Annotated in this window: 15 protein-coding genes and 1 pseudogene; 6 read left to right on the plus strand and 10 right to left on the minus strand. The window is 63.8% G+C overall.

Annotation, left to right across the window (positions count from 1 at the left end; genetic code table 11):
- The first annotated feature begins 288 nt into the window (after positions 1 to 288).
- From ACF8O7_RS26510 to ACF8O7_RS26525, 4 genes are read left to right on the plus strand one after another with little or no spacing between them, the layout of a single operon-like run.
- The gene (locus tag ACF8O7_RS26510) at positions 289 to 2,508 is read left to right on the plus strand and encodes an ATP-binding protein (protein ID WP_392444736.1); all 2,220 of its coding nucleotides are present in this window, start codon (positions 289 to 291) and stop codon (positions 2,506 to 2,508) included.
- Between the two features lie 4 nt (positions 2,509 to 2,512).
- Positions 2,513 to 3,724 (plus strand): EAL domain-containing protein, encoded by a 1,212-nt coding sequence (locus ACF8O7_RS26515; RefSeq protein WP_017407842.1) that lies wholly within the window; start codon positions 2,513 to 2,515, stop codon positions 3,722 to 3,724.
- A gap of 20 nt (positions 3,725 to 3,744) precedes the next feature.
- Positions 3,745 to 7,017: a response regulator gene (locus tag ACF8O7_RS26520; RefSeq protein ID WP_392444740.1), complete on the plus strand. Its 3,273-nt coding sequence runs from the start codon at positions 3,745 to 3,747 to the stop codon at positions 7,015 to 7,017.
- Positions 7,018 to 7,035: 18 nt separating this feature from the next.
- Positions 7,036 to 7,689: a response regulator transcription factor gene (locus ACF8O7_RS26525; protein WP_016448158.1), complete on the plus strand. Its 654-nt coding sequence runs from the start codon at positions 7,036 to 7,038 to the stop codon at positions 7,687 to 7,689.
- Positions 7,690 to 7,714: 25 nt separating this feature from the next.
- Here the strand turns inward: ACF8O7_RS26525 and ACF8O7_RS26530 are convergent, their stop codons facing one another.
- On the minus strand, positions 7,715 to 7,960 hold the full coding sequence (locus ACF8O7_RS26530; RefSeq protein WP_392444742.1) for a hypothetical protein: 246 nt from the start codon (positions 7,958 to 7,960) through the stop codon (positions 7,715 to 7,717).
- 372 nt (positions 7,961 to 8,332) lie between these two features.
- Between ACF8O7_RS26530 and ACF8O7_RS26535 the strand changes: the two genes are divergently transcribed.
- Complete coding sequence (locus ACF8O7_RS26535; RefSeq protein ID WP_392444745.1) at positions 8,333 to 10,492, plus strand: methyl-accepting chemotaxis protein; 2,160 nt, start codon at positions 8,333 to 8,335, stop codon at positions 10,490 to 10,492.
- A 14-nt stretch (positions 10,493 to 10,506) separates the two neighbouring features.
- Here ACF8O7_RS26535 and ACF8O7_RS26540 read toward each other — a convergent pair whose 3' ends face one another.
- The 7 genes and pseudogenes from ACF8O7_RS26540 to ACF8O7_RS26570 all read right to left on the minus strand — a co-directional run bounded on the left by ACF8O7_RS26540 (position 10,507) and on the right by ACF8O7_RS26570 (position 17,198).
- Positions 10,507 to 11,463, minus strand: a complete 957-nt coding sequence (locus ACF8O7_RS26540; protein WP_392444748.1) for a Bro-N domain-containing protein — start codon at positions 11,461 to 11,463, stop codon at positions 10,507 to 10,509.
- A 463-nt stretch (positions 11,464 to 11,926) separates the two neighbouring features.
- Positions 11,927 to 13,049 (minus strand): annotated as a pseudogene (locus ACF8O7_RS26545) (IS3 family transposase).
- Positions 13,050 to 13,187: 138 nt separating this feature from the next.
- Positions 13,188 to 13,982, minus strand: coding sequence for an SIR2 family protein (locus ACF8O7_RS26550; RefSeq protein WP_310637409.1), 795 nt, complete (start codon positions 13,980 to 13,982; stop codon positions 13,188 to 13,190).
- The gene (locus ACF8O7_RS26555; RefSeq protein ID WP_310637410.1) at positions 13,979 to 14,524 is read right to left on the minus strand and encodes a non-canonical purine NTP pyrophosphatase; all 546 of its coding nucleotides are present in this window, start codon (positions 14,522 to 14,524) and stop codon (positions 13,979 to 13,981) included. The genes ACF8O7_RS26550 and ACF8O7_RS26555 overlap by 4 nt, the downstream gene beginning before the upstream one ends.
- 11 nt (positions 14,525 to 14,535) lie before the next feature.
- Positions 14,536 to 15,471: an adenosine deaminase gene (locus ACF8O7_RS26560; RefSeq protein ID WP_392444750.1), complete on the minus strand. Its 936-nt coding sequence runs from the start codon at positions 15,469 to 15,471 to the stop codon at positions 14,536 to 14,538.
- A 330-nt stretch (positions 15,472 to 15,801) separates the two neighbouring features.
- Entirely contained in the window at positions 15,802 to 16,782 is a 981-nt protein-coding gene (locus ACF8O7_RS26565) for a GyrI-like domain-containing protein (protein WP_392444753.1), read from the minus strand.
- A gap of 92 nt (positions 16,783 to 16,874) precedes the next feature.
- Entirely contained in the window at positions 16,875 to 17,198 is a 324-nt protein-coding gene (locus ACF8O7_RS26570) for a helix-turn-helix domain-containing protein (RefSeq protein WP_046984657.1), read from the minus strand.
- Between the two features lie 150 nt (positions 17,199 to 17,348).
- Here ACF8O7_RS26570 and gstA point away from each other — a divergent pair, with 150 nt between their 5' ends.
- Positions 17,349 to 17,981 (plus strand): glutathione transferase GstA, encoded by a 633-nt coding sequence (gene gstA / locus ACF8O7_RS26575; RefSeq protein ID WP_392444755.1) that lies wholly within the window; start codon positions 17,349 to 17,351, stop codon positions 17,979 to 17,981.
- A 131-nt stretch (positions 17,982 to 18,112) separates the two neighbouring features.
- Here the strand turns inward: gstA and ACF8O7_RS26580 are convergent, their stop codons facing one another.
- Positions 18,113 to 19,123: a hypothetical protein gene (locus ACF8O7_RS26580; protein WP_026062936.1), complete on the minus strand. Its 1,011-nt coding sequence runs from the start codon at positions 19,121 to 19,123 to the stop codon at positions 18,113 to 18,115.
- A gap of 80 nt (positions 19,124 to 19,203) precedes the next feature.
- A complete protein-coding gene (locus ACF8O7_RS26585; protein ID WP_392444758.1) occupies positions 19,204 to 20,517 on the minus strand; it encodes a hypothetical protein in 1,314 nt (437 codons plus the stop codon).
- Positions 20,518 to 20,781 lie beyond the last annotated feature (264 nt).

Consider the following 20,781-nt stretch of genomic DNA (forward strand, 5'->3'; position numbering starts at 1 on the left):
TGCAGGATTAAGAAAATTCTTAGCCCTGTTTCTTCATCCGATTCCTATGATTTGGCAATGCGCCAGTTTCAAGACCTTCTGTTTTCTTCCCGCTCGACTCGGCACGGGTGGTGCCCGTCCATGGCACTGTGCGATTGGATGGCGTCGCTGCGTGATTGGACGGTATTTGCACTGGCAATCATGGCCATGCTGGCCTGCGCCTTGCACAGCGGCAGGGACGATGCCGCCCCGGCGCCGCCATCCCGCAGCCGCGCGCATGTGCCTGTGGGGGACATGCAGCTGTTTTTCATGGACCGGTATTTCCTGCTGCTGGACGCTGCCGTGGGCGCGACCCGCGCGGCCGTCCATTCCCAGGCCGGTCTGGCATGGCCGTGGCGCACCAGCGCACCGCAGGACCACCTCGTGCCGCTGTATTCGCTGATGCATGTGGGCCGGGGCCTTCCCGAATCGCTGCTGCTGCGCAAATCCGTGAACAACGCCGCATGGCTTGCAGACCGCTGGGAGCCCGTGCGGCAACTGGTCAGGGCCCACGCCTGGCTGCTGCTGTGGTCCGCGTCGCTGGGACTTGCCCTCATGGCTGCACTTGCATGGTGTGTGCGTCGGCTGCGACGCGGCGTGCCGGCTTCGGCCTGGAGCCGGGCAGGGGCCTGCGCCGCCGGTGACGCGCTCTGCCGAAAGCTGCTGGACACGGCACCCGTGGGCCTGGCGCTGGTGCGGTGCAGCGATCGCAGCCTGCTGCTGTCCAATGCGCTGGCGCGGCAGTGGGTGTGCAGTGATGCTTCCTGGTTCGAGCATGCCGTGGCCGGGGGCACGCAGCAGGGCCCGCGTGAGCTGGCGCTGGGAGACGGTCGGTTGGTGGAGGTCAGCACCACGCCCACGACCCACGCCGGCGAGCCGGTGGTTTTCTGCCTGGTCAGCGATGTGACGGCGCTCAGGCAGGCGCAGGCAGCGCTGGTCGATGCCAAGCTGAGCGCCGAATCGGCAAGCCAGGCCAAGACGCAGTTTCTGGCCACCATGAGCCACGAAATACGGACGCCGCTCTTTGGCATCCTGGGAACGCTGGAGCTGCTGGCCCTGTCCAGGGTTCCTTCCGAACAGACACGCTACCTGGGGGCCATGCAGCAGGCGTCGGCCTCCTTGCTGCGCATCGTCAACGACAGCCTGGACCTGTCGGCCATCGAGGCGGGCCGGCTGCAACTGGAGGCCCAGGCGTTCTCGGCCACCGAATTGCTCGACAGCGTGGCCGCAGGCCTGCTGTCGCGTGCCGAGCAAAAGGGTCTGCAGCTGTATGCCGTCTCCGATGTGAAAACGCCGCCCCTGCTGGTGGGCGATGCCTTGCGGCTGCGGCAGATCCTGGACAACCTGGTGGGCAATGCCATCAAGTTCACGTTCTCCGGCCATGTGGCCCTGCGCCTGCAGGTCATGGGCGACAGCGAGGAAGGCACCGACCTGCGGTTCCAGGTGCAGGACACGGGCATCGGCATCGACCCGGACCAGCAGCCCTTCCTGTTCGACCCGTACTTCCGTGCCCATGCGGCCACCCAGCAGCAGGTCCAGGGCGCGGGCCTGGGGCTGTCCATCTGCCTGCGCCTCAGCCAGGAGATGGGCGGGCGGCTGACGGCCGCCAGCCAGCCGGGACTGGGGACCTGCGTGTCATTCGAGCTGCGCCTGCCGCGCGAGAGCGCGGCAGGCTATGAGGCAGTGCCCAGTCTGTTGCCGCACACCGTCTACGTGGATGGCGCCATTCCGGAAGTCGTGCACAACCTGTGCGCCTGGCTGCGGCATTGGGGCGCCATGGCCCAGCCCTACCGGGACCAGGTGCAGGGTCCCAATGAGCAGGCCGTGCTGGTGCAAGCCTGGCCGCGGTCGCTGCGCCGTCCGCAATGGACGGGCAAGTGCGTTCTGGCGCTGGCGCCGGGCGAGAGCCCCCGCGAGACCGTGCAGGCCTGCGTGTGGGAGGCCAGCGCGCCTGGCGTGCCGGCAGTGGGCCATGCGCTGGGCCTGGCCCAGCAGGGCATTGCGCCGGGCGCGCGCCCCGACCTGTATGCCGCCGCCGCCCAGGTCCATGAGCCCCTGGGGCTGAGGGTGCTCATCGTCGAGGACAACCCCATCAACAGGATCATCCTGCGAGAGCAGCTGCAGTTGCTGGGCTGCGAGGTCCAGCAGGCCAGCAATGGACAGGACGCGCTGTCCCTGCCCGGCCTGCTCGAATTCGATGCCGTTCTCACCGACCTGCACATGCCGTTGCTGGACGGCCCGGCCCTGGCGCGTGCGCTCAGAAAGCGCGGGTATGGCCGCCCGATCGTCGGGCTGACGGCCAATGCGCAGCCGCAGACCCAGACGCAGGCGCAAGAGCAATCGCAAGTGCAGGGGCAGGGGCAGGGGCAGGGGCAGGGGCAGGGGCAGGGCGACGGACTGCCGGCCGGCTTCGACAGCCTGCTGTGCAAGCCATTCACGTTGGCGGTGCTGCGCACCACCTTGAACAACATCAAGCAAGGCAGGACCTGAACCCATGCTGGCCCCATTCAAAGTACTCATCCTGGACGACCATCCCCTGTGCTGCGAGCACGCGCGCAGCCTGCTCATGGAGGCGGGACTCACGGACACGCACATGGCCTGCAACGCGCGGGAGGCCCTGGAGAAGCTGGGCGACGGCGGATTCCATCTCGTCATCACCGACCTGAAGATGCCTGACATGGACGGCCTGCAGTTCATCGATGAATTGAGCCGGCGCGACCTGCATCCCATGCTCGTGATATCCACCTCCTGCTCGCGCCGGCTGATGAACAGCGTCAGTCTCATGGCCAAGGAGTCCGGCTTTTCCGTCATCGGGATGTTCCAGAAGCCGTTCGGCACGGACCATGTCCAGGCGCTGGTCAGCCAACTCAGGTCCGTCCATGCAAACGAGGGGAAAACCGCTGCCGGCATCAGGGAGCGGCCGATTTTCGCCAAGGCCCACCTGGTGCAGGCTTTGCAGGAGAAAACCATACAGGCCTGGTTCCAGCCCAAGAAATCCCTGCTCACGGGCCACATCGTCGGCGTGGAAGCGCTGGCGCGCTGGAACGATCCGCAGTTCGGCTTCATGATGCCGGGCTCGTTCATGTCCGCCATCCGGTTCCATGGGCTGGACCATGCCTTGCTGGTGCGGATGATGGAAGATGCCATGTCGGCGCACCTGGCCTGGCGCAGTGCCGGACATGTCGTGCCTGTGTCCGTCAACCTGCCGGTACCGCTGCTGGACGATATCGGCCTGCCGGACGAGTTGCACGGCATGGCGGCCCGGTGCGGCATTGCTGCGGAGAACATCACGTTCGAGCTTCTGGAGGACCAGGCCGTCGGCATACCCGCCAACTACTACATGAGCGCGAGCCGGTTGCGCCTCAAGGGCTTCGGCCTGGCCCAGGATGACTACGGGCGCGGATACAGCTCGATGTACAGCCTCATCTCCACGCCCTTCACCGAATTGAAGATCGACCGGGCCTTCGTGGCCGGTGCGGCAGGTGACGAGGTGCGGACTGCGGCCTTGACGTCGTCGGTGCAACTGGGGCGGCAGCTGGGCCTGACGGTGACGGCGGAAGGCGTGGAGACCACCCGGGACCTGGAGTTGCTGCGCAGCATCGGATGCGATTGCGTACAGGGCTATCTGCTGTCCGCCGCGGTGCCTGCGGTTGAATTTGCCCTTATGCTGGCATCCGAGCCCCGGCACCAAGGCAACCCCACCTGACCCAAGCACGCAAGGCGTCCATGCCCGACTCCCCGTTCAGCAAGATCACACGCACCACACGCTGGCAGAACCGGGTACTGTTTGGAGCGCTTCCCCTGGCGATCTTCCTCATCGCCGTGCTGCTGTGGGGCTCGGAGAGGATCTTCGAGCAGGAGCAGGGGCGCCTGGCCTTGAACTTCTCCGCCATCGTCGGCTCGCTGCAGGAGCAGGAAATCTTCCTTCGGCGGCTCAAGGGCCGCAACGAGTCCTGGAAAGCGCTGCCGGACCAGAGGATAGCCACCATCGTCGACGTACCCGCACCTGCGCAGGCGGACTACCGCATGTTCCGTGGCCGCGAGGCCATCGGCGGCATTCCCTTTTCACTGCAATGCGCTGCGCGCGTGGCCTGCGACACGCTCCCGGACCGGCTTTTCTCGCTGGGCAGCTCCCTGGCCGCAGGCTATTCCTCCTTCTGGGCAGGCTCCTACTTCCCGGCAGCCGCTGCCTTCTTCACCAAGGAGGACGGGGCGATCAGCATCGGCGTGCCGGCCATCGACGTGCCCATCGGCAACGAGAGCGTCACGCAGGAAATGTTCGACAGCACGATTGCCGCCGTCAAGGCGCATCTGCGGGCCAGGGTCGCCGATGCCCGGCCGGGCGCCGGCTCCACGGCGCCGGCGCAGGAAATCGTCTGGTTCCGGTCGCCCCAGTTCCCGGAGAAGATGATCGGCATGGTCGCCGCCGGCTTTTCAAGCCATATCGAAGCCGGCGACGAAGCCGCCACAAGCCCGATCTACGCCGCCATCCTTTTCAGCCGCCAGCGCATCAGCGCCATAGAAAGAACCATCCATACGCTGCCCAGGCATCTTTTCTGGCTGGAGCACCGGGATTTCGGCGTGCTCATGGGCACCGGCCCCGTCCCGCAGGTGGACGACACGGGGATGCAGTACACGCGCAATGGCCTGATCCTCAAGACCGAGGATGCCTCCGGCCGGTGGACCGGCTACTACCAGGTGGACTACGCCACCTTTTTCCAGGGCAGGCTGTTCGCCCCTTCTGCCGGCCTGGTGCTGGCCCTGCTGCTGAGCCTGCTGGCCGGCGTGGCCTATACCCGGTGGTTCAACCGCAAGGTGATTGCGCCCGCGCAGGAGGCGCAGCGGGTCATCGTCGAGAGCAATGAATTCAACAGGACGCTGATCGAAACCGCTCCCGTGGCCATCTGCCTTGTGGCCTACGGCAGCGGGAAAATCATCTTCAGCAACTCGCTGGTGCAGGAGTGGCTGCACTCGGCCGATGGCTACCTGCGTCCCGGCTCGCCGGAGAACAAGGCGGCGCTGGAGGAGATTGTCCATGCCCGGGCCGCAGGCACCATGGAGCGCCTGGTCACCGAGCAGGGCAGGACGCTTCATGTGGCCTATGCGCCCACGCGCTACCTCGGCCAGGATGTGACGCTGTGCATTTTTGCCGACGTCAGCGCGCGCGCGGAGATCGAGAGCAACCTGGAGCGGGCCAGAATCGCGGCGGACGAGGCCAACGAGGCCAAGTCCACCTTTCTGGCGACCATGAGCCACGAAATCCGCACGCCGCTGTATGGCGCGCTGGGCACGCTGGAGCTGCTGGGCATGACCGAGCTCACCCAGCTGCAGAGCAAATACGTGGACCGTATCGAAGCGTCCTCGTCCATCTTGCTGCAGATCATCAGCGACATCCTGGACACCAGCAAGATCGAGGCCGGCCAGCTGCAGCTGGAAAAGGCCCCGTTCAATCCCCGGGAGCTGGTGCAAAACTGCACCAGTTCCTACGCCGCCATGGCGCAGCAAAACGGCCTGCTGCTGTTTTCCTGCGTGGACGCGCAGGTGCCCGAGTCGGTGCTGGGCGACGCGGTGCGCATCCGCCAGATCCTGGGCAATCTCATCAGCAACGCCATCAAGTTCACGGAGGCCGGCCATGTGATCGTCCGCCTGCGCAGCATGCCGGGCCCGGCCTCGCAGGCCCGGCTGGTGTTCGAGGTCTGCGACACGGGCGTGGGCATAGAGAAATCCCTGCATGGCGAGCTTTTCACGCCCTTTTATCTCGTCAAGAACAGCAGCCGCACCGCCCGTGGAGCGGGCCTGGGCCTGTCCATCTGCTGGAGCCTGGCCCGGATGATGTCCAGCTCCATCGAGGTCTGGAGCGAGCCCGGCCTGGGCAGCAGGTTCTGGTTCGAGCTGGGGCTGGAGACCGTCGCGCAGGAGCAGGGGCCGGAGCAGGAGGAGGCTCCCGCGCTGCAGGGCGCCCGGATCGCGGTGCGCACCCCCCACCCGGAACTGACGGACAACATCTGCGCCTGGCTGCGGCGCTGGGGCGGCCAGGCCCGCGCGGCGGCAGCCGCCCCGGTGGCGGCCCATGACGATGAGCTGCTGCTGGACGTCCTGCTGCCGGCGGACAGCCCCGCGCCGCAGTGGAAGGGGCGGCACCTGAACCTGTCCTCGCCGGACAACCGGGGCATCGACGGGCACAACGTCCTGAGCATCGGCCAGGGCATTGCGCAGGTGCTTGGCGGTGCGCAGCGCTCTGCCAGCGCCGGCACCGATCTGCCCCTGTTCGACCTGCGCGTGCTGGTCGCCGAGGACAATCCCGTCAACCAGGTGACGCTGCGCGGCCAGCTCGAGAGCCTGGGCTGCGAAGTCACGGTCGCCGACGACGGGGAGGAGGCGCTGGCGCTGTGGGACATCAGCCCGCACGACCTGGTGCTGACGGATGTGAACATGCCCTACCTCAACGGCTACGAACTCGCCGAGCGACTGCGTTCGGAGGGGGTTGCCTGCCCCATCGTCGGCGTGACCGCCAATGCCATGCTGGACGAGGAAAACCGCTGCCTGAACGCCGGCATGAATGCCTGGCTGGTCAAGCCCATCCAGTTGCGCACGCTGGTCCGCACCCTGGAGAAGTTCGCGCCGAGAAAGCGCCTGCGTCCGGCGCCTGCCCAGGCCGGCGCTGCGGCGGCGGACATTCCCCCGCCCCCGGCCCTGTCGGAGCCCAACGTTTTGCAGACGCACAGGCAGGTCTTCGTGCAGTGCATGAACGACGACATAGAAATGCTGGCCCGCGGCCTGGATGAGCGCCGGCCCGACCTGGCCGCCCAGGCCCTGCACCGCATGCGCGGCGCCTTGCTGCTGGCCAGGATGCAGGAGCTTGCCGCCCGCACCCAGGCGCTGGAAGAGCGGCTCCTGAACGGCGCCCCGGAGCCCGGCCTGCAGGCCGCGCTGTCAGTCCTGCTGGACGACCTCCTGGCCGACCTTCGCGCCATGATGGCGCAATTGCCCCAGCCCTAACCCTTTGCTTGCGATCCCATGAAACTGAAACTGCGCATTGCTGTCGTGGACGACCACGCCGTGGTCCTGCTTGGCGTCAAGGACTTCCTGGAGCAGGACCCCAATCTCCAGGTCGTGGCCACGTTCGATACCCCGTCGTCCTTGATGGAATACGCCAGATCGAACCCCCTGGACGTGGTTCTGACCGACTACTCCATGCCGGGCGATGACCTCTACGGAGACGGCCTGCGCTACGTGGACTACCTGATACGCCATTTCCCGCACATCAAGGTGCTGGTGCTGACGACCGTCTCCAATCCCATGATCATCTCGGCCCTGTATGACGCGGGCGTCGCCGGCGTGCTGCTCAAGGAAGATCCGCTCAGCCAGATCATGGCGGCGCTTCAATGCGTGCGCCTCAACACGCGCTACTACTCGCCCTCGTTCCAGGCAGGCACGCCCAGGCAGGAGAGGACGGTTTTCCTGAGCGAACGCGCCAACAACCTCTCGCCGCGCGAATTCGAAGTCCTCAGGCATTTCGCCAAGGGGGAATCCATCACGGAAATCGCCGCACGCCTGAGGCGCAGCGTCAAGACCGTCAGCCTCCAGAAGAACTCCGCCATGCGCAAGCTGAACGTGGACAGCAACCAGGACCTGGCCGCCTTCTGCGCCGAGCACCATCTCTTCGACTGACCGGCCTGCGGGCTGCACCAGCCGGTCAACCTTCCAGCGCCTGGCCTTGCGCCTGGCGGCCGTCCTCGGCGTCCACCTCGCCCAGGCGATAGTGCGGTTCGGACGGCATCAGGCGAAACCCCAGAAGTGCCCCGCGCCGGCTTGTCTTCATCGCCAGGGGCGCCTGGCAATGCACGCAGCCATAGTTCACGAAATTGGCATCCTGCTCCAGCGAGTAAAAGCGGAACCTCAGTCCGGGGTGGGGCTTGGACAGGGATGTATTGCTCAGCAATTCGTAGCATGGGTCGCACAGTTTCTGGATTGTTTTCGGCTGCATTTCTGGAAATAAAACGGATCGATATACCGCTGTCCAGTCTTGCCAGAACCTGCGCAATCCAGGTTAAGACGATTCTTATCGTCGGCTGTCATATCCGTTGCAATGAATGCCGCCGCCGGCGGCAATCCGACAGTTTCCGCTGCTTTTGCAACACTTGGTTACTTCCTTGACCCATCTCAAATCCCCCAGGCGGCGGCGCCGATACGCTTCGGCCCATGAATCGCCACGGCTTGACTTGGGTCAGCCTGGCCTGGCACGCAGGCATTCCATGCCGATACCGCGTGCGCACACAACAGCGGCGCCCTACGCCGCACAGGAGATGCATCAATGCACATCGGCCAACGTTTCTGGCGCCGCCAAGGGCTGGGCACCAAACTGTCCATCACCAATTTCGTCTGGGTCGCCTCCATCCTGGGCCTGCTGGTCCTGGGCATTGCCTGGGATGTCAGCAAGTCCCTGCAGTCCAGGATGAACAGCGACATGCAGCAGGGCATACGGACGCTGTACAACTTCATCGAGTCCAACGACAAGGAGCTGCGCCAGCGCACCCAGTTCCTGGCCGACAGCCTGGCGCACAGCCTGCAGGGCACGCTCAGCCTGGACACCGGCGGCAGCGAGCCGGTGCTGAGCCTGGACGGCCAGCCGCTCAACGGCAACGATGCGCAGCTGCAGGCCTTCACGCGCAGCACCGGCGCCGTGGCCACCGTGTTCGCGGCCCAGGGGCAGGGCGACTTCGTGCGCATTGCCACCACGCTCAAAAATGAGAAAGGCGACCAGAGCGCGGCCGTGCTGGGCAGCCGCCTGGACCGCGCCCACCCCGCCTACGCCGCCATCCAGGCCGGCCAAAGCTACATGGGCCTGGCCCACCTGTTCGGCCGCCAGTACATGACGCACTACCGCCCGCTCAAGGACGCGGCGGGCGCCACCGTGGGCATTGCCTTCGTGGGCCAGGACTTCTCGCAACTGCTGGAGCACTTCAAGGACTCCATCCGCGCGCTCAAGGTCGGCCAGACCGGCTACTACTTCGTGCTCAACGCCGAAGACGGGCCCCAGCGCGGCCAGCTGGTGGTGCATCCCGCCATGGAGGGCAAGAACATCAGCGAGTCCAGGGACGGCGACGGCCGTTTCTTCATCCGCGACATGCTGGACCGCAAGCAGGGCAGCATCGCCTATCCCTGGACCAACCCGGGCGAGGAGCAGCCCCGCGACAAGCTGGTCGTCTTCAGCCACTACGCGCCCTGGAACTGGGTCATCGCCACCAGCGCCTACGTGGACGAATTCGTCTCCGAGACCCGCAGCCTGATCCTGCAGTTCGCCCTCATGGGCCTGGGCGCCGTGCTGCTGCTGTCGGCCGCGTGGTTCTGGCTCATCCGCCGCATGATCGTGCGCCCGCTCAAGCAGGCCAGCCACATGGCCTACGCCATTGCCGATGGCGACCTCACCTTGCGCGTGCACAGCGACCGCCATGACGAAATCGGCCACCTGCTGGAGGCCATGAACACCACCAGCACGGGCCTGACCCGCGTGGTCGGCAGCGTGAACGAACAGGCCCACAGCGTGGCCCTGGCCAGCGCGGAAATCGCCCAGGGCAACCAGGACCTGGCCGCCCGCACCGAAAGCGAGGCCAGCGCGCTGGAGCAGACCGCCGCCGCCATGGAGGAACTAGGCTCCACCGTGGCCCACAACGCGGACCACGCGCAATCGGCCGACCGCATCACGCGCGAGGCCCAGCGCGTCGTCACCGAAGGCGGGCAGGCCGTGCGCAAGGTCGTGCAGACCATGCAGGGCATAGACGCCAGCAGCAAGAAGATTGCCGACATCATCGGCGTCATCGACGGCATTGCCTTCCAGACCAATATCCTCGCCCTCAACGCCGCCGTGGAAGCGGCCCGGGCGGGCGAGCATGGCCGCGGCTTTGCCGTGGTGGCCGAGGAAGTGCGCGCCCTGGCAGGCCGCAGCGCCGAGGCCGCCAAGGAAATCAAGCAGCTCATCAGCCACAGCGTCGCCGAAATCCACACCGGCAACCAGGAGGCCGCGTTTGCCGGGGAAACCATGGAACAGGCCATGGAGGAAATCCGCAAGGTCACCCAGCTCATCTCGGACATCAGCCACGCCAGCGCCGAGCAAAACAGCGGCGTCGCCCAGGTGGCCGAGGCCATCACCCACATCGACCAGACCACGCAGAAAAACGCCGCCCTGGTCGAGGAAATGGCCGGCGCCGCCGCAGGCCTGCGCCACCAGTCCGATCAACTGGTGCGCGTGGTCTCCATCTTCCGGTTGCAGGGCGGCAGCAATGCCCAGGCACAGGCGGCGCCCCGTGCACCGTCGCTGGCGCCCGGCGCGGCCAAGGCATCTGTGCCCCAAGCCGCCCCGCCTGCCGTTGCCAAGCCTGCCACCCCGGCCGCGTCGGCTGCCTCGGCAAAACCGGCTGCCGCCAAGCCCATCGCCATGGCCTCCAAGGCCGATGACGACTGGGACAGTTTCTAGGCGTCGCGCCCGCCTCAGTCGTGCCGCGCCATCAGGTCACGGCGGCGGCGCTCGTAGTAATGCCGCTGGCACTCGGCCGCCTCCTGCCAGGCCTGCCTGTCTATGGCTTCCTGCACATGGTCGGGCAGCGGCCGGGGCGGCACAGCGGTGGCCAGCATGGCGTCCATGCCCTCCAGCGGCGCAAAGCCCAGGCAGGGCAGCTCGAACGGCAGCGCGGGCTCCTGCGCATTGGCAAGAATGGCCCCCAGCGCCCAACGCGCCATGCGGTCAAAGAAGCCGTCAGGGTGTCCATGGTTCCAGTAGCGCGCCATCTCCGGCCCCGCAAACCGCATGGCGTCATAGGCATGCCTGGGGTTGTGGCGGGCCAGCTCCACCACCTCGCTGAACCAGATCTCTCCAATCCCGTAGTGCTCATGCCCGCTGTTCACGCGTGGCGGCACAAACCACTGAATGCGCTCCCCCTTCGCATTGCGCCGCGTGAAAGACAGGTCATCGCAGGTGCGGATGCGGCGCAAGACCTTGGGCGCAGGCCCCGGGATCAGACTCTGGGGCGGGTGCTTGGCATCGCGCCTGGGCTTGGTCTTGTACTTGGGTTTGCTGTCTTTGGCCGGGGCATCCTTGGCGCCCAGCACCTCGCGCTGCACCCAGCGCCGGAAGCGCTTGGCTTCAGGTGAGGGGCTGGCCTGGATCAGTGCATGCAAGCCGTCCGCGTTGACGGCCGCCACGGCTTCGCGCCTGGGCTTGCGGCCGGGTTCGCTGGCAAGGCGGACGGTGCAGCGCTGGTCCTCATCGAGCTGGCCCGTAGCCACCTTGTGGCGGGAGATTCCCAGGGCGGTGCACACATCCTTGGCCAGGAACCAGGTCAGGCCGTTCCTGGGGAATGTGCGGATCGGGATGTCGCCGAAATGGAAGGTTTGGGGGGTGATGTCGTCTGCAGGAATACCACGGACGGACGGGGTCTGCGTAGCCATGACTGGCCTCCTATGATTCGTTGGACTACCAACTTCGCCTCCTGTTGAGAGAGGCGGCCGGGTGCTTCAACACGGTCATAGGGCCGCCCGCAGATTTCCCCCGAAGGGTCTTGTATAGCTGCGCGCCACCCGGCCATAAGCAAGCCTTGCCCCGGAGCTCGGGGCAAGACGAAACGTATGGACGAAAAAAGCCACTGGACTTACGGGAGTGACTTCCGCCTATGAGGTGTGTTGAGCACCGGGAGGGATCGTAGCAGGTGTGGGCGTGCGGGAGGTGCCCAAAGCTGTTACGTAGGTGTGCTGGATGGAGGGTGCAGGGACGTGTTGAATGAGTGGCTTTGCAGTGAATTGCGAGGGCAACGTTTAGTTGTTCAAGGCCTGTGCGTCAGCAGTAGGCCACCGCCGCTGACCTGCCCCCTTTAGACGTGCCAATGTTCACTTAGCGAGTCCAAGGTTGTGGAGACTACTTGATCTCCGGTGATTGCCTTGCATCGCCAGCGCGCTGGCGATGCAAGGCAGCGAAGCTGGCCGGCGAGATGCGCCCAGTGAACTGTGGGGCCGCACCTCGTTGTAGTCCCGCCGCCAGCGTGTTATCTCCTGACGGGCCTGCGCCAGCGTCTCGAACCATTGCTCGTTCAAGCACTCGTCCCTGAACTTGCCGTTGAAGCTTTCGATGTAGGCGTTCTGGGTCGGGCATCCGGCATCGTTGAGCAGATGCCGAACGCCGCGTGCCGCTGTCCACGCTATGAAGGTCCGACTGGTGAACTCAGGCCCCTGATCGGTGCGGATGGCCAGCGGGTAGCCGCGGAACTGCGCTGCCTGGTCCAGCAAGCGCACGACGTACTCGCCACCCATGCCGTGGTCCACCGCGATGTCCACACACTCGCGGCTGAAGTCATCGACCACCGTCAGGCACTTGATGCGCCGGCCGTTGGTCAGTGCGTCCATCACGAAGTCTGCGCTCCAGGTGTCATTGACGTGCTGGCTGGCAGCCAGGGGCTGGCGCTCGCCAGTGGGGCGTTTGACCTTGCGGCGCTTGCGCACCGACAGGTTGGCCAGCTTGTACAGGCGCCACACGCGTTTGTGGTTCACCTGGTGGCCTTCAAGGCTCAACAGGTCGTGGATGCGCCGGTAGCCAAAGCGCCGGCGCTCGTGCGCCAACTCGACGATGCGCGTGCTTAAGGCTGGCCGTGGACTGGTTCATGCTGGGCGGCTCCCGGTAGCTGGTTCTGGACAACCCCGCATAGCGACAGGCGCGGCGCTCGCTGATGGACAGTCCCTGAACCATCCTGGCAGCGGCCTCGCGCCTGGCCTGCGGGGTCAGTGCTTTACCCCGAAGCCCACCTTCAGCGCTTCGATGTGCAGGTGGCCTCGGCAAGCAGCTTCTTGAGCCTGGCGTTTTCGCTCTCGATCTCGCGTAGCCGCGTGGCCTCGCCGGCGTGCATGCCGCCGAACTTGGCGCGCCACTTGTAGAAGGTCGCATCGCTGAAACCGCCCAGGCGACCCAGTTCCTTGACCGGCATGCCGCCCTCGGCCTGCTTGAGAAAACCGATGATCTGTTCGTCGGTGAATCTGCTCTTCTTCATGTCCGTTCTTCCTCTGAAAACGGACTCTACTAACCTTCGACTGGTATGCCCTATGGGGAGCAGGTCAGGTCCACCAGGAGGCTGCAGCAACAGGGCTATGGGCTTCCCATCATGCTCATGGTGTGTCTGCCGACCATGTTAGGTAATGAGACTTAGGAGGAAGTTCGTAAGCGCCTTCTTCGGATCATCCTCGTCAGACACGATCATCTCAATACCCCATTGCCTCAGCACTTCTTCTGCCGCTGGGTTTGGGCGATGAGTGAAGACGTAGGACTTGGGTCTAACGGATGCCAGCGGTGAACGTCCCCACATTTCCGTCAGTCGATAGAACAGAAGTCGGATGTTGAAGTCCGTCAGGCTATAGCCGATGAAGAGGACGGAATTGCTCAGTACGTCGTTGCGCAGCTTGATGTCCAGTGGCGTATCGAAGTTCAGACGTTGGTAGTAGCTGGTTTCATCGAGAACGATCGATTCGTCGGCGGCAAAGTCGCCATGGAACTTGATGATCTGCCGGTGACCGTCCCTGACGGCGACCATGTCCGCCACGCTGGCAATCCTGTCGTACTTCACGCCGAACTCAGCGTGGGCGATTTCAAGCCAACGATCATAGTTTGTGGTGTAGATTCGCGAGAAATTTCCCTGAGTGATCAATCTGTGAATATCAGATGCCTTGATGTCTGTGGATGGCTTGTGCCACTCCCGATCCATCCAGCTTCGCAACTCGCCGAGTCCGCCTCTCTTCTTTTTGTAAAACTCAGCAAGGGTCTGGTAGTTCCCGTAGGTGGCAAACACTGCCGGGTCATAGCCCAGTTCCTTCGCGATCTGCGCGATTAACTGGCCCCAACTTGGCAAGCCAAGGTTCGCGGATACTCCCGCGCCGGCGAACAGCATCAGCTTGCCGCTGCGGTGCGCTTCAAGAAGTTCAGCTTTCATCTCATGACTTTCGTAGCGTTCAGGTGGGCGGCGAACTTGTCCAACGCTTTGCGGCGCATTGAGATGTTGTCTTTGTCGGTACCCATCTCGGCAAATGTCATCGTGCTGCCGTCAGGGATGAAGACGCAGTCCCACTGGAAGTCCTCCGGGCCGGCAGGCATGCGAGGAACAGTGCCTTCGATGGCACCCTCGAACAGGTGCATCTCGCGCCCGTCGCAGTACCCGAGCACAGTCTTTGCTGTGACCTTGTCATCACCAAGGCCAGCCACGAGGTTAGCAAAGCGCTTGGCTTCTAGACGATCCCAAAATATCTGGGTCAAGCCTGCGGGGAGGTCGTTCAGTCCCCCAAGGTACAGTCCGGTGTGCTCAACGAACAACGGGCGGCCGATTTCTTGGAAGGCCTTGATCAGTTTGTCCCTTACGAGCGCGTGGACGTCTTGTGTCTGCAGTTCCTCGATCTTTCTGGATACCGGCACGATGTCCACGCCGACTGGGGTAAGGATGCGTTGCACTTCCTCAACCTTGTGTTTGTTGCCGGACATAAATCGAATCTTCAATTCAGACCCTCCATGAATGAAAAGCGTTTGGCGACTTCGTACTGCTGCTGCATGTCGCAGATGGAGAGCCCCTCTGCCATGGCTGCAGTCTGGTCGTCGGCCAAGCCGCGTTGATGGATCGCGGGGTTGTCGGAGCAAATCACGAACGGCACGCCGTGGCGCCGGAATTCTTGCAGAGGGTGTGCCTCATCGCGAGGAACTGCACCTGTGAGTCGGTTACTGATCGGACAAACCTCGATGCAAACCTCCTTGGCGGACAACAGATCTAGCAGATCCGGATCCTTGCCAGCAGCCGTGCCGTGGCCGATCCGATCTGCGTGGAACAGTTCCACGGCCGCACGGACGTTCTCCACGCGGCCGGTCTCTCCAGCATGGATGGTAATGCCGAAGCCGTACCGCTCCTTGGCCTCTCTGAACATCACGGGTAACTCGGCTGAGTAAGGAATCTCTTCATCTCCGGCAAGGTCGAGTCCCACGACATCCTTGGGCCGTCCGAGATCCTCATATGCCTGCAAGAGGGTGGAGAGATTGGAGGCGCTATAGTCGCCTCGCGTCACGGTGAGGATCAAGCCCCGCTGGATGCCGTAGTGCAGAGCCGCGTTGCCGGTCGATTCGACGAGATGTTCCAATGCTTGCACAGGCGTGCAATTCTGAAGCCCGGTCAGGTACAAAACGCTGCTGCGAAGCTCAACAAACCGAACGGAGTGCTCTGCTAGGTTCGCAAGAACAGCGTAGGAGAGGCGATCAAGGTTTGCGCGTTTCTTGGGGAAGAGTCGCAGCACCTGCCAAGGCGTGAGATATTCAGTCAGCGAATTGCACGGCGTCAGGCGGACCATATCACGCTCGAAATCAAATCCATCCGGAAGCGACGTTGCTTCATCGGCCAGGATGTCTCGGATGGTCGACAAAGGTATTGCGCCGTTCATGTGCACGTGTAGCTCACCTCGGTCATGCACGTGCGCTTGTGCTCCGTCGTCGTCTGCGTTTTCAGTTCCTGCCAATAGCCCAGGCAGATCAAGTTGCCGTTGAATCAATCTTTCTCCCTGAATCTTGTTGTGGGCTTCTGCCCTTTTTTGAGGTTAGCGTCGGATCTGCTACGCGTGGCTTCTCCTAGAGCCGATGTTAGTTGGAAAACTGACGGCCAAGGACGGCATTCGCTGCAAAGCTTACCCCTGACGGCTAAGGTCCAACGCCTGCAGCGGTTAGTGGATTCAACCGGCCAACCCAACACATTCGTCAAACCTCAACCGGCTTGAGTCGCTTTACAGCGCCCGCACTGGAATGCAGATGTCGCAGCAGAACTCACCGGTCTCGGCATCCATGGCAGTGGCCGCAGAAAACATCTCAAAGCAAGGCCGGTCGTCACATTGCATGCCGCTGGACGGCATCCATTCGCGCGTCAGCCGCATCCAGGCGTTGGCCAAGCCCTCGGGTTTTCCTTTGAACCTTGCCACGGCGTAACGGCCGCCTGGCAGGGTTTGGGTGTCCACCTGGCCGCTGGCGACAAAATGTGCGGGGACTTCCACGCAGGCGTCATAGCGGCATTTGCTGGCGGGTGTGAGAGAGGGGTCGTCATAGCCTATGCCGTAGCACGTTTGATCGCTGAGGCCATTGGAATGCATCCACGGCGCAATGGTGCCTCGCCAGAATTGGCCTATGGCTGGCCCATAAGGGCCGATCAAGCGTTGATAGGCGACATGTGCTTTGGGTAGATCAATGATGCGGACGTCCATGGCGATTTCTTCCTTCAGGTGACAAGAGCCCTGAGGTTCGCCGAACGCGCATGGGTCTTCCTGATGGAGATTGCCGAAGACCTGATCAGGATTGCTCTCCTGGCTGCCTGGCGACTGCCCGATGGCGGCCGCCTGGGTCTTCAGCCGCTCAAGCGTGGTGGAGCGCCAGGCCGATGGCGTGCAGCCAAACTTGAGCTTGAAGGCACGCGCAAATGCTTCGCCCGATTGGAAGCCGGTGGCCAAGGCGGTTTCAAGCACGGTTTCCTTGCTGCCGCAGGACAGCCGGAATGCCGCTTTCTCGAGCCGTCGGCGCTGCGCATAGCTGCCCAGCGTTTCTCCCATCCACGCCGCGAAAATTCTGTGAAAGTGGAAGCGCGAGAAATTGGCGATGTCGGCCAGATGTGCGCCATCCAGAGGCTGATCCAGGTGGGCATCGATGTAGTTGAGCACGCGATTGATCCGTCGCGCGTACTCGGCGCGGGATGCCTGCTCGGAAGGCTTGTTCGTCATGGTCGTTGTTCTTCAAATCACCGTTCATGCGGCGATGGGGCTTGCCTGTCGGCAGGGGGGCGGATGGAGACGACCAGCCGGCACAGCTCTCGTCAGGCCGGCGCCTTGCCCTTCACCCACAGCCCAAACTCCTTCATCACTTGCACCACGGGCTTGAGCCGCTCCCCATCGGGCGTCAGCTCGTACTCCACCTTGACCGGTGCAGTGGGGTAGACGGTGCGCTTGACCAGGCCCGCTTCCTCCAGCGCGCGAAGGTCCAGGGTGAGGGAGCGTTGGGAGATGCCGGGCATGTCGCGGCGCAGGTCGTTGAAGCGGCGGGGGCCATCGATGAGGTAGGAGGCGATGAGCAGCCTCCAGCGGCCGCCCAGCAGGCGCATGGCTTCTTCCACGGAGCAGCCGGAGATGTTGGATTTCATAGCACATTCATCATAGGCAGACGGCAGGTATATTTTTTTAACCTATGGGCAGTTTTATTGCCTTCTTCCAGATTTATCCCTGGTGCATGACATTGGCCAGGGGCTGTGCCTGAACGCGCAGGCCCCTTGTTCCATCACCAGAGAAATTCCATGAAGCTGTATTACCTGCCGGGCGCCTGTTCGCTGGCGCCGCACATTGTCCTGAACGAGCTGGAGCTTGATTTCCAACTGGTCCGGGTGGACCACAAGACCCACCAGACGGAAGACGGCAGGGACTTCCGTGCGCTCAGCCCGTTCGGCTATGTCCCCTTGCTGGAGTTGGACGACGGCAGCCTGCTGCGGGAAGGGCCTGCCGTCCTGCAGTACCTGGCGGACCTGGGGCCTGCGTCGCTTCTGGCGCCGGCCCATGGCAGCCTGGAGCGCTATCGGCTGCTGGAGTGGCTGGCCTTTCTGAACTCGGAAATCCACAAGGGCTTCATCCCGCTGCTGTATGCGGTGGCGGCGGGAAAGTACGGCGTGGAGACGGCCAAGCCCAAGCTGGAGCAGCGGTATGCCTGGGTGAACGCGCAACTGGCCGGCAAGCGCTACCTGATGGGCGATGGCTTCACCGTGGCCGATGCCTATCTGTTCGCGCTTACGCAGTGGGGGCAGGCGCCGTGGCTGGAGTCGGTCTACAAGACGAGCATTCGCTTCGATGGCCTGGAGCATCTTGCAGCCTGGTACGCGCGGATGCGGGAGCGGCCTGCCGTGCGCCAGGCGCTGCAGGCGGAAGGTTTGCGATAGGGCCGGTGGCCGCCACGCATGCGGCCACCATGCACTTTGCTGCGTCATGGCAAGCAGCCTGCGCCTTGCGGCCTTGAGGGTGCCCAATGCAAATCGTCTGACGTGAAGTGACGTGATGTGGACGTGACGGATCACGCCAAGGTTTCAAGGCTCACGGCCACGATGACGGGAGCAGGATCGGTGTTCACGAGGCGCAAGGCCTGGTTTGGCTGTCCGTCTCCGCGTGCGCGCTGAACCGTCACACCCATGGCCTGCACGGTGTCAGCCTCATCCAGCGTCTGGCGCAGCGAGGCGGGGATCGGCGCTGCGGCAGTGAAGTCGAAGCGGGGTTTCAACGCGACGTAGAAAGTTGACACACGGCACGCCATCAGGCCGCCAGGCCCGAAGAATACGCCTGCATCCGGCACCAGGCCGCGACCCAGCGCCACCATCGAGGCGTCGTACCAGCTGCCGGGGTAGATCGGCACTTGGTCCCAGCATTCAGATGTGATCGTCACCGTCTCCAGCGAAGCGGCGGGTAGCGCAAGGACGCGGCCGGAAGCGTCCAGGGCCTGCAGGGAAGCCGGAGCCTGCGGCCCTGCGCCGGATGTGTCGTTGAGATTCAAGCGCAAGGTGCCGGGGTTTGCGATCGTGCCGACAGCCACTGCTGCGCTCCACTCCGACGAACTCTTGGGCAGTGTCCAGATCGGTTTCCACTGGAGGTAGCCGGTCTCGTACACCTTGGTCCATCCCACCGGAGTGGGCGAGTATGCAGGTTCGCCTGGAGGCGTTGCCATCTTCTGCATGGCGCCTGCAAGCATCGACTGATAGGGAAATTTGCAGGCTTCGAGTACCTGCAGAAAGGTCTTGTATCCCTGCGAAAAGCTGCGCCCCGACGCTTGGTACAGCGCGCCATTGGCAGCGGACTGGGGCACCGTATCTGCAAAGAGGAACTGCGCGTCGGCCATGGTGCCGGTCACTGGATCCGGCCAGTTCCACGCGGTCACCGGCATCAGCATCTGCCCCCGCACCAGCGGCGCCGAAATGGATGCCGAGCGCTTGAACACCATGCCGGTTTTCGGCCCGCTCGATACGCTTGGGGCCCTTGGGGGCGGAGGCACCAGATCAGCCAGGCCGCCGAGGAACTGATGGATCACGTTCATGAACGCTGTCTCCGGTTGACGGGGGTGGGCGGGGTGGGCAGGACCGGCCGCGGCGTCCCGCCCACCCGCTGGTCTTCAGGTCAGTGGATGCCCGGGAAGTCGACGATCACGCCGATGATTTGCGGGTTCACCGAGGTGCTGCTTCCCTTGAAGGTATTGGCCTGTGCGGTGCTCTTGGTGTACTCGGACTGGTGACCGCCCGTGCCACCGAAGGTGAAGGGCCCGATGCGCACACCCGCGCTGGCCTCGAAGGCCTGCTTGTTCTGCTGATAGGTGTTGGCGCTCATCGTGATCTCGAACGAAGGCTTGTAGACGACCAGCAGCTCGGACACCCGTGCCGCGACGATGCCGTTCGGGCCGAACAGGGAGCTCGATCCCGGGCCACCGTTGGCCACCCACGGGGCGACGATGGTGTAGCCCTGGCCGCCCGGCCCCTGCTGGGCCTTGGCCAGTTCGCTCATGAAGCCGCCCGGGTACCAGTCGCCCGGATTCACCTTCACGCGCGTGGAGGACTCGCAGCTGATCTTCACTGCCGAGCTCGAGTCCTGGTTGAACAGGTCGGACTTGCTCCAGCCGCCCGATGCGTTGACGCTCCAGAAGAAGTTGCCAACGCTGGTCGAGCCCTTGGCAAACGAGGACTTGAAGTCGCTGCTCGATTGCGAAGATTTCATCGCGATCGAGAATGCGCCTGCGCTGCCATTGCTGAGCGCTGCGCGCCAGTCCGCGCCCGTCGTGTCGATGTGGAAGTCCGGCTGCCAGCGCAGGATGCCCGAGCCATCCGGCACCTTGGTCCAGCCTGCCGGTGCGTTGTTTGAGGCAGGGTCGCCCGACGGAATCTGCATCATGTCGATGGCGCGCTGCAGATCGCTGGGCATGCTGGCCCACTCCAGTTCCATCTTCATCTTGACCGCCTGGTTGTAGGCGTTGGTGGCCGCCTGGATGGCGGCAACGTAGGCAGCAGCCTCCGGCGCGTTGTTGAGCCAGGTGTTGATGTCAGGGTAGCGGGCTGCGAATATCAAGCCGCCGTTCTGCTTTGAACTCAGGTAGAACTGGTTCATGTCGCTGTTGGCCTTGGCCATCGCATTGCTTTTCTGGACGCACAGGTTGGCCAGCTCCGCCTGATTGGCCTGCTGCTCGGGGCTGACCTTGAATGTCACGTGACCAAAGATCTGGCGAACGGCGTCGAAGAGCGTCGCATCGAGGCTGCCGTACTGGCCGATCGCGGACCACTGCGGCATGCCGCTGACGATCTGATAGGCGGCCGGGTCCCATTGCCCGGTCGGAGCCGTGCCCCAGCTGAAGTCCTTGGGGGTGCCAAGCAACTGGAAATTCGGGGTGCCGAGATTATCGACAAGGGCGTTGTACAACTGGCTGAACATGGCTTGATCTGACATGGCGTGCAATTCCTGAAATTGAATGGATAGGGAGCGACATGAGGTTTGAAGTCATGAACGCTTTTCTTTGCCAATGAGAATGATTGCCCGGTATTGGGCCTAAGGCATGTGGTGCTTGGGAGAAATCGCAGGGGGTGACCGCGAAGAATGATTCATGGCGGGATACTCCTTTGAGTTGCGTGCAAGGATCCGACACGTGGGTGCCGGGAAGATGCCTCGACGGATGCGGACCGTAGAGACGAAGAAACAAAAAGGCGAAGAGAC

Origin of the sequence: Delftia sp. WSY_16 (assembly GCF_043104415.1) — a bacterium.
Lineage (GTDB): Bacteria > Pseudomonadota > Gammaproteobacteria > Burkholderiales > Burkholderiaceae_C > Comamonas > Comamonas tsuruhatensis.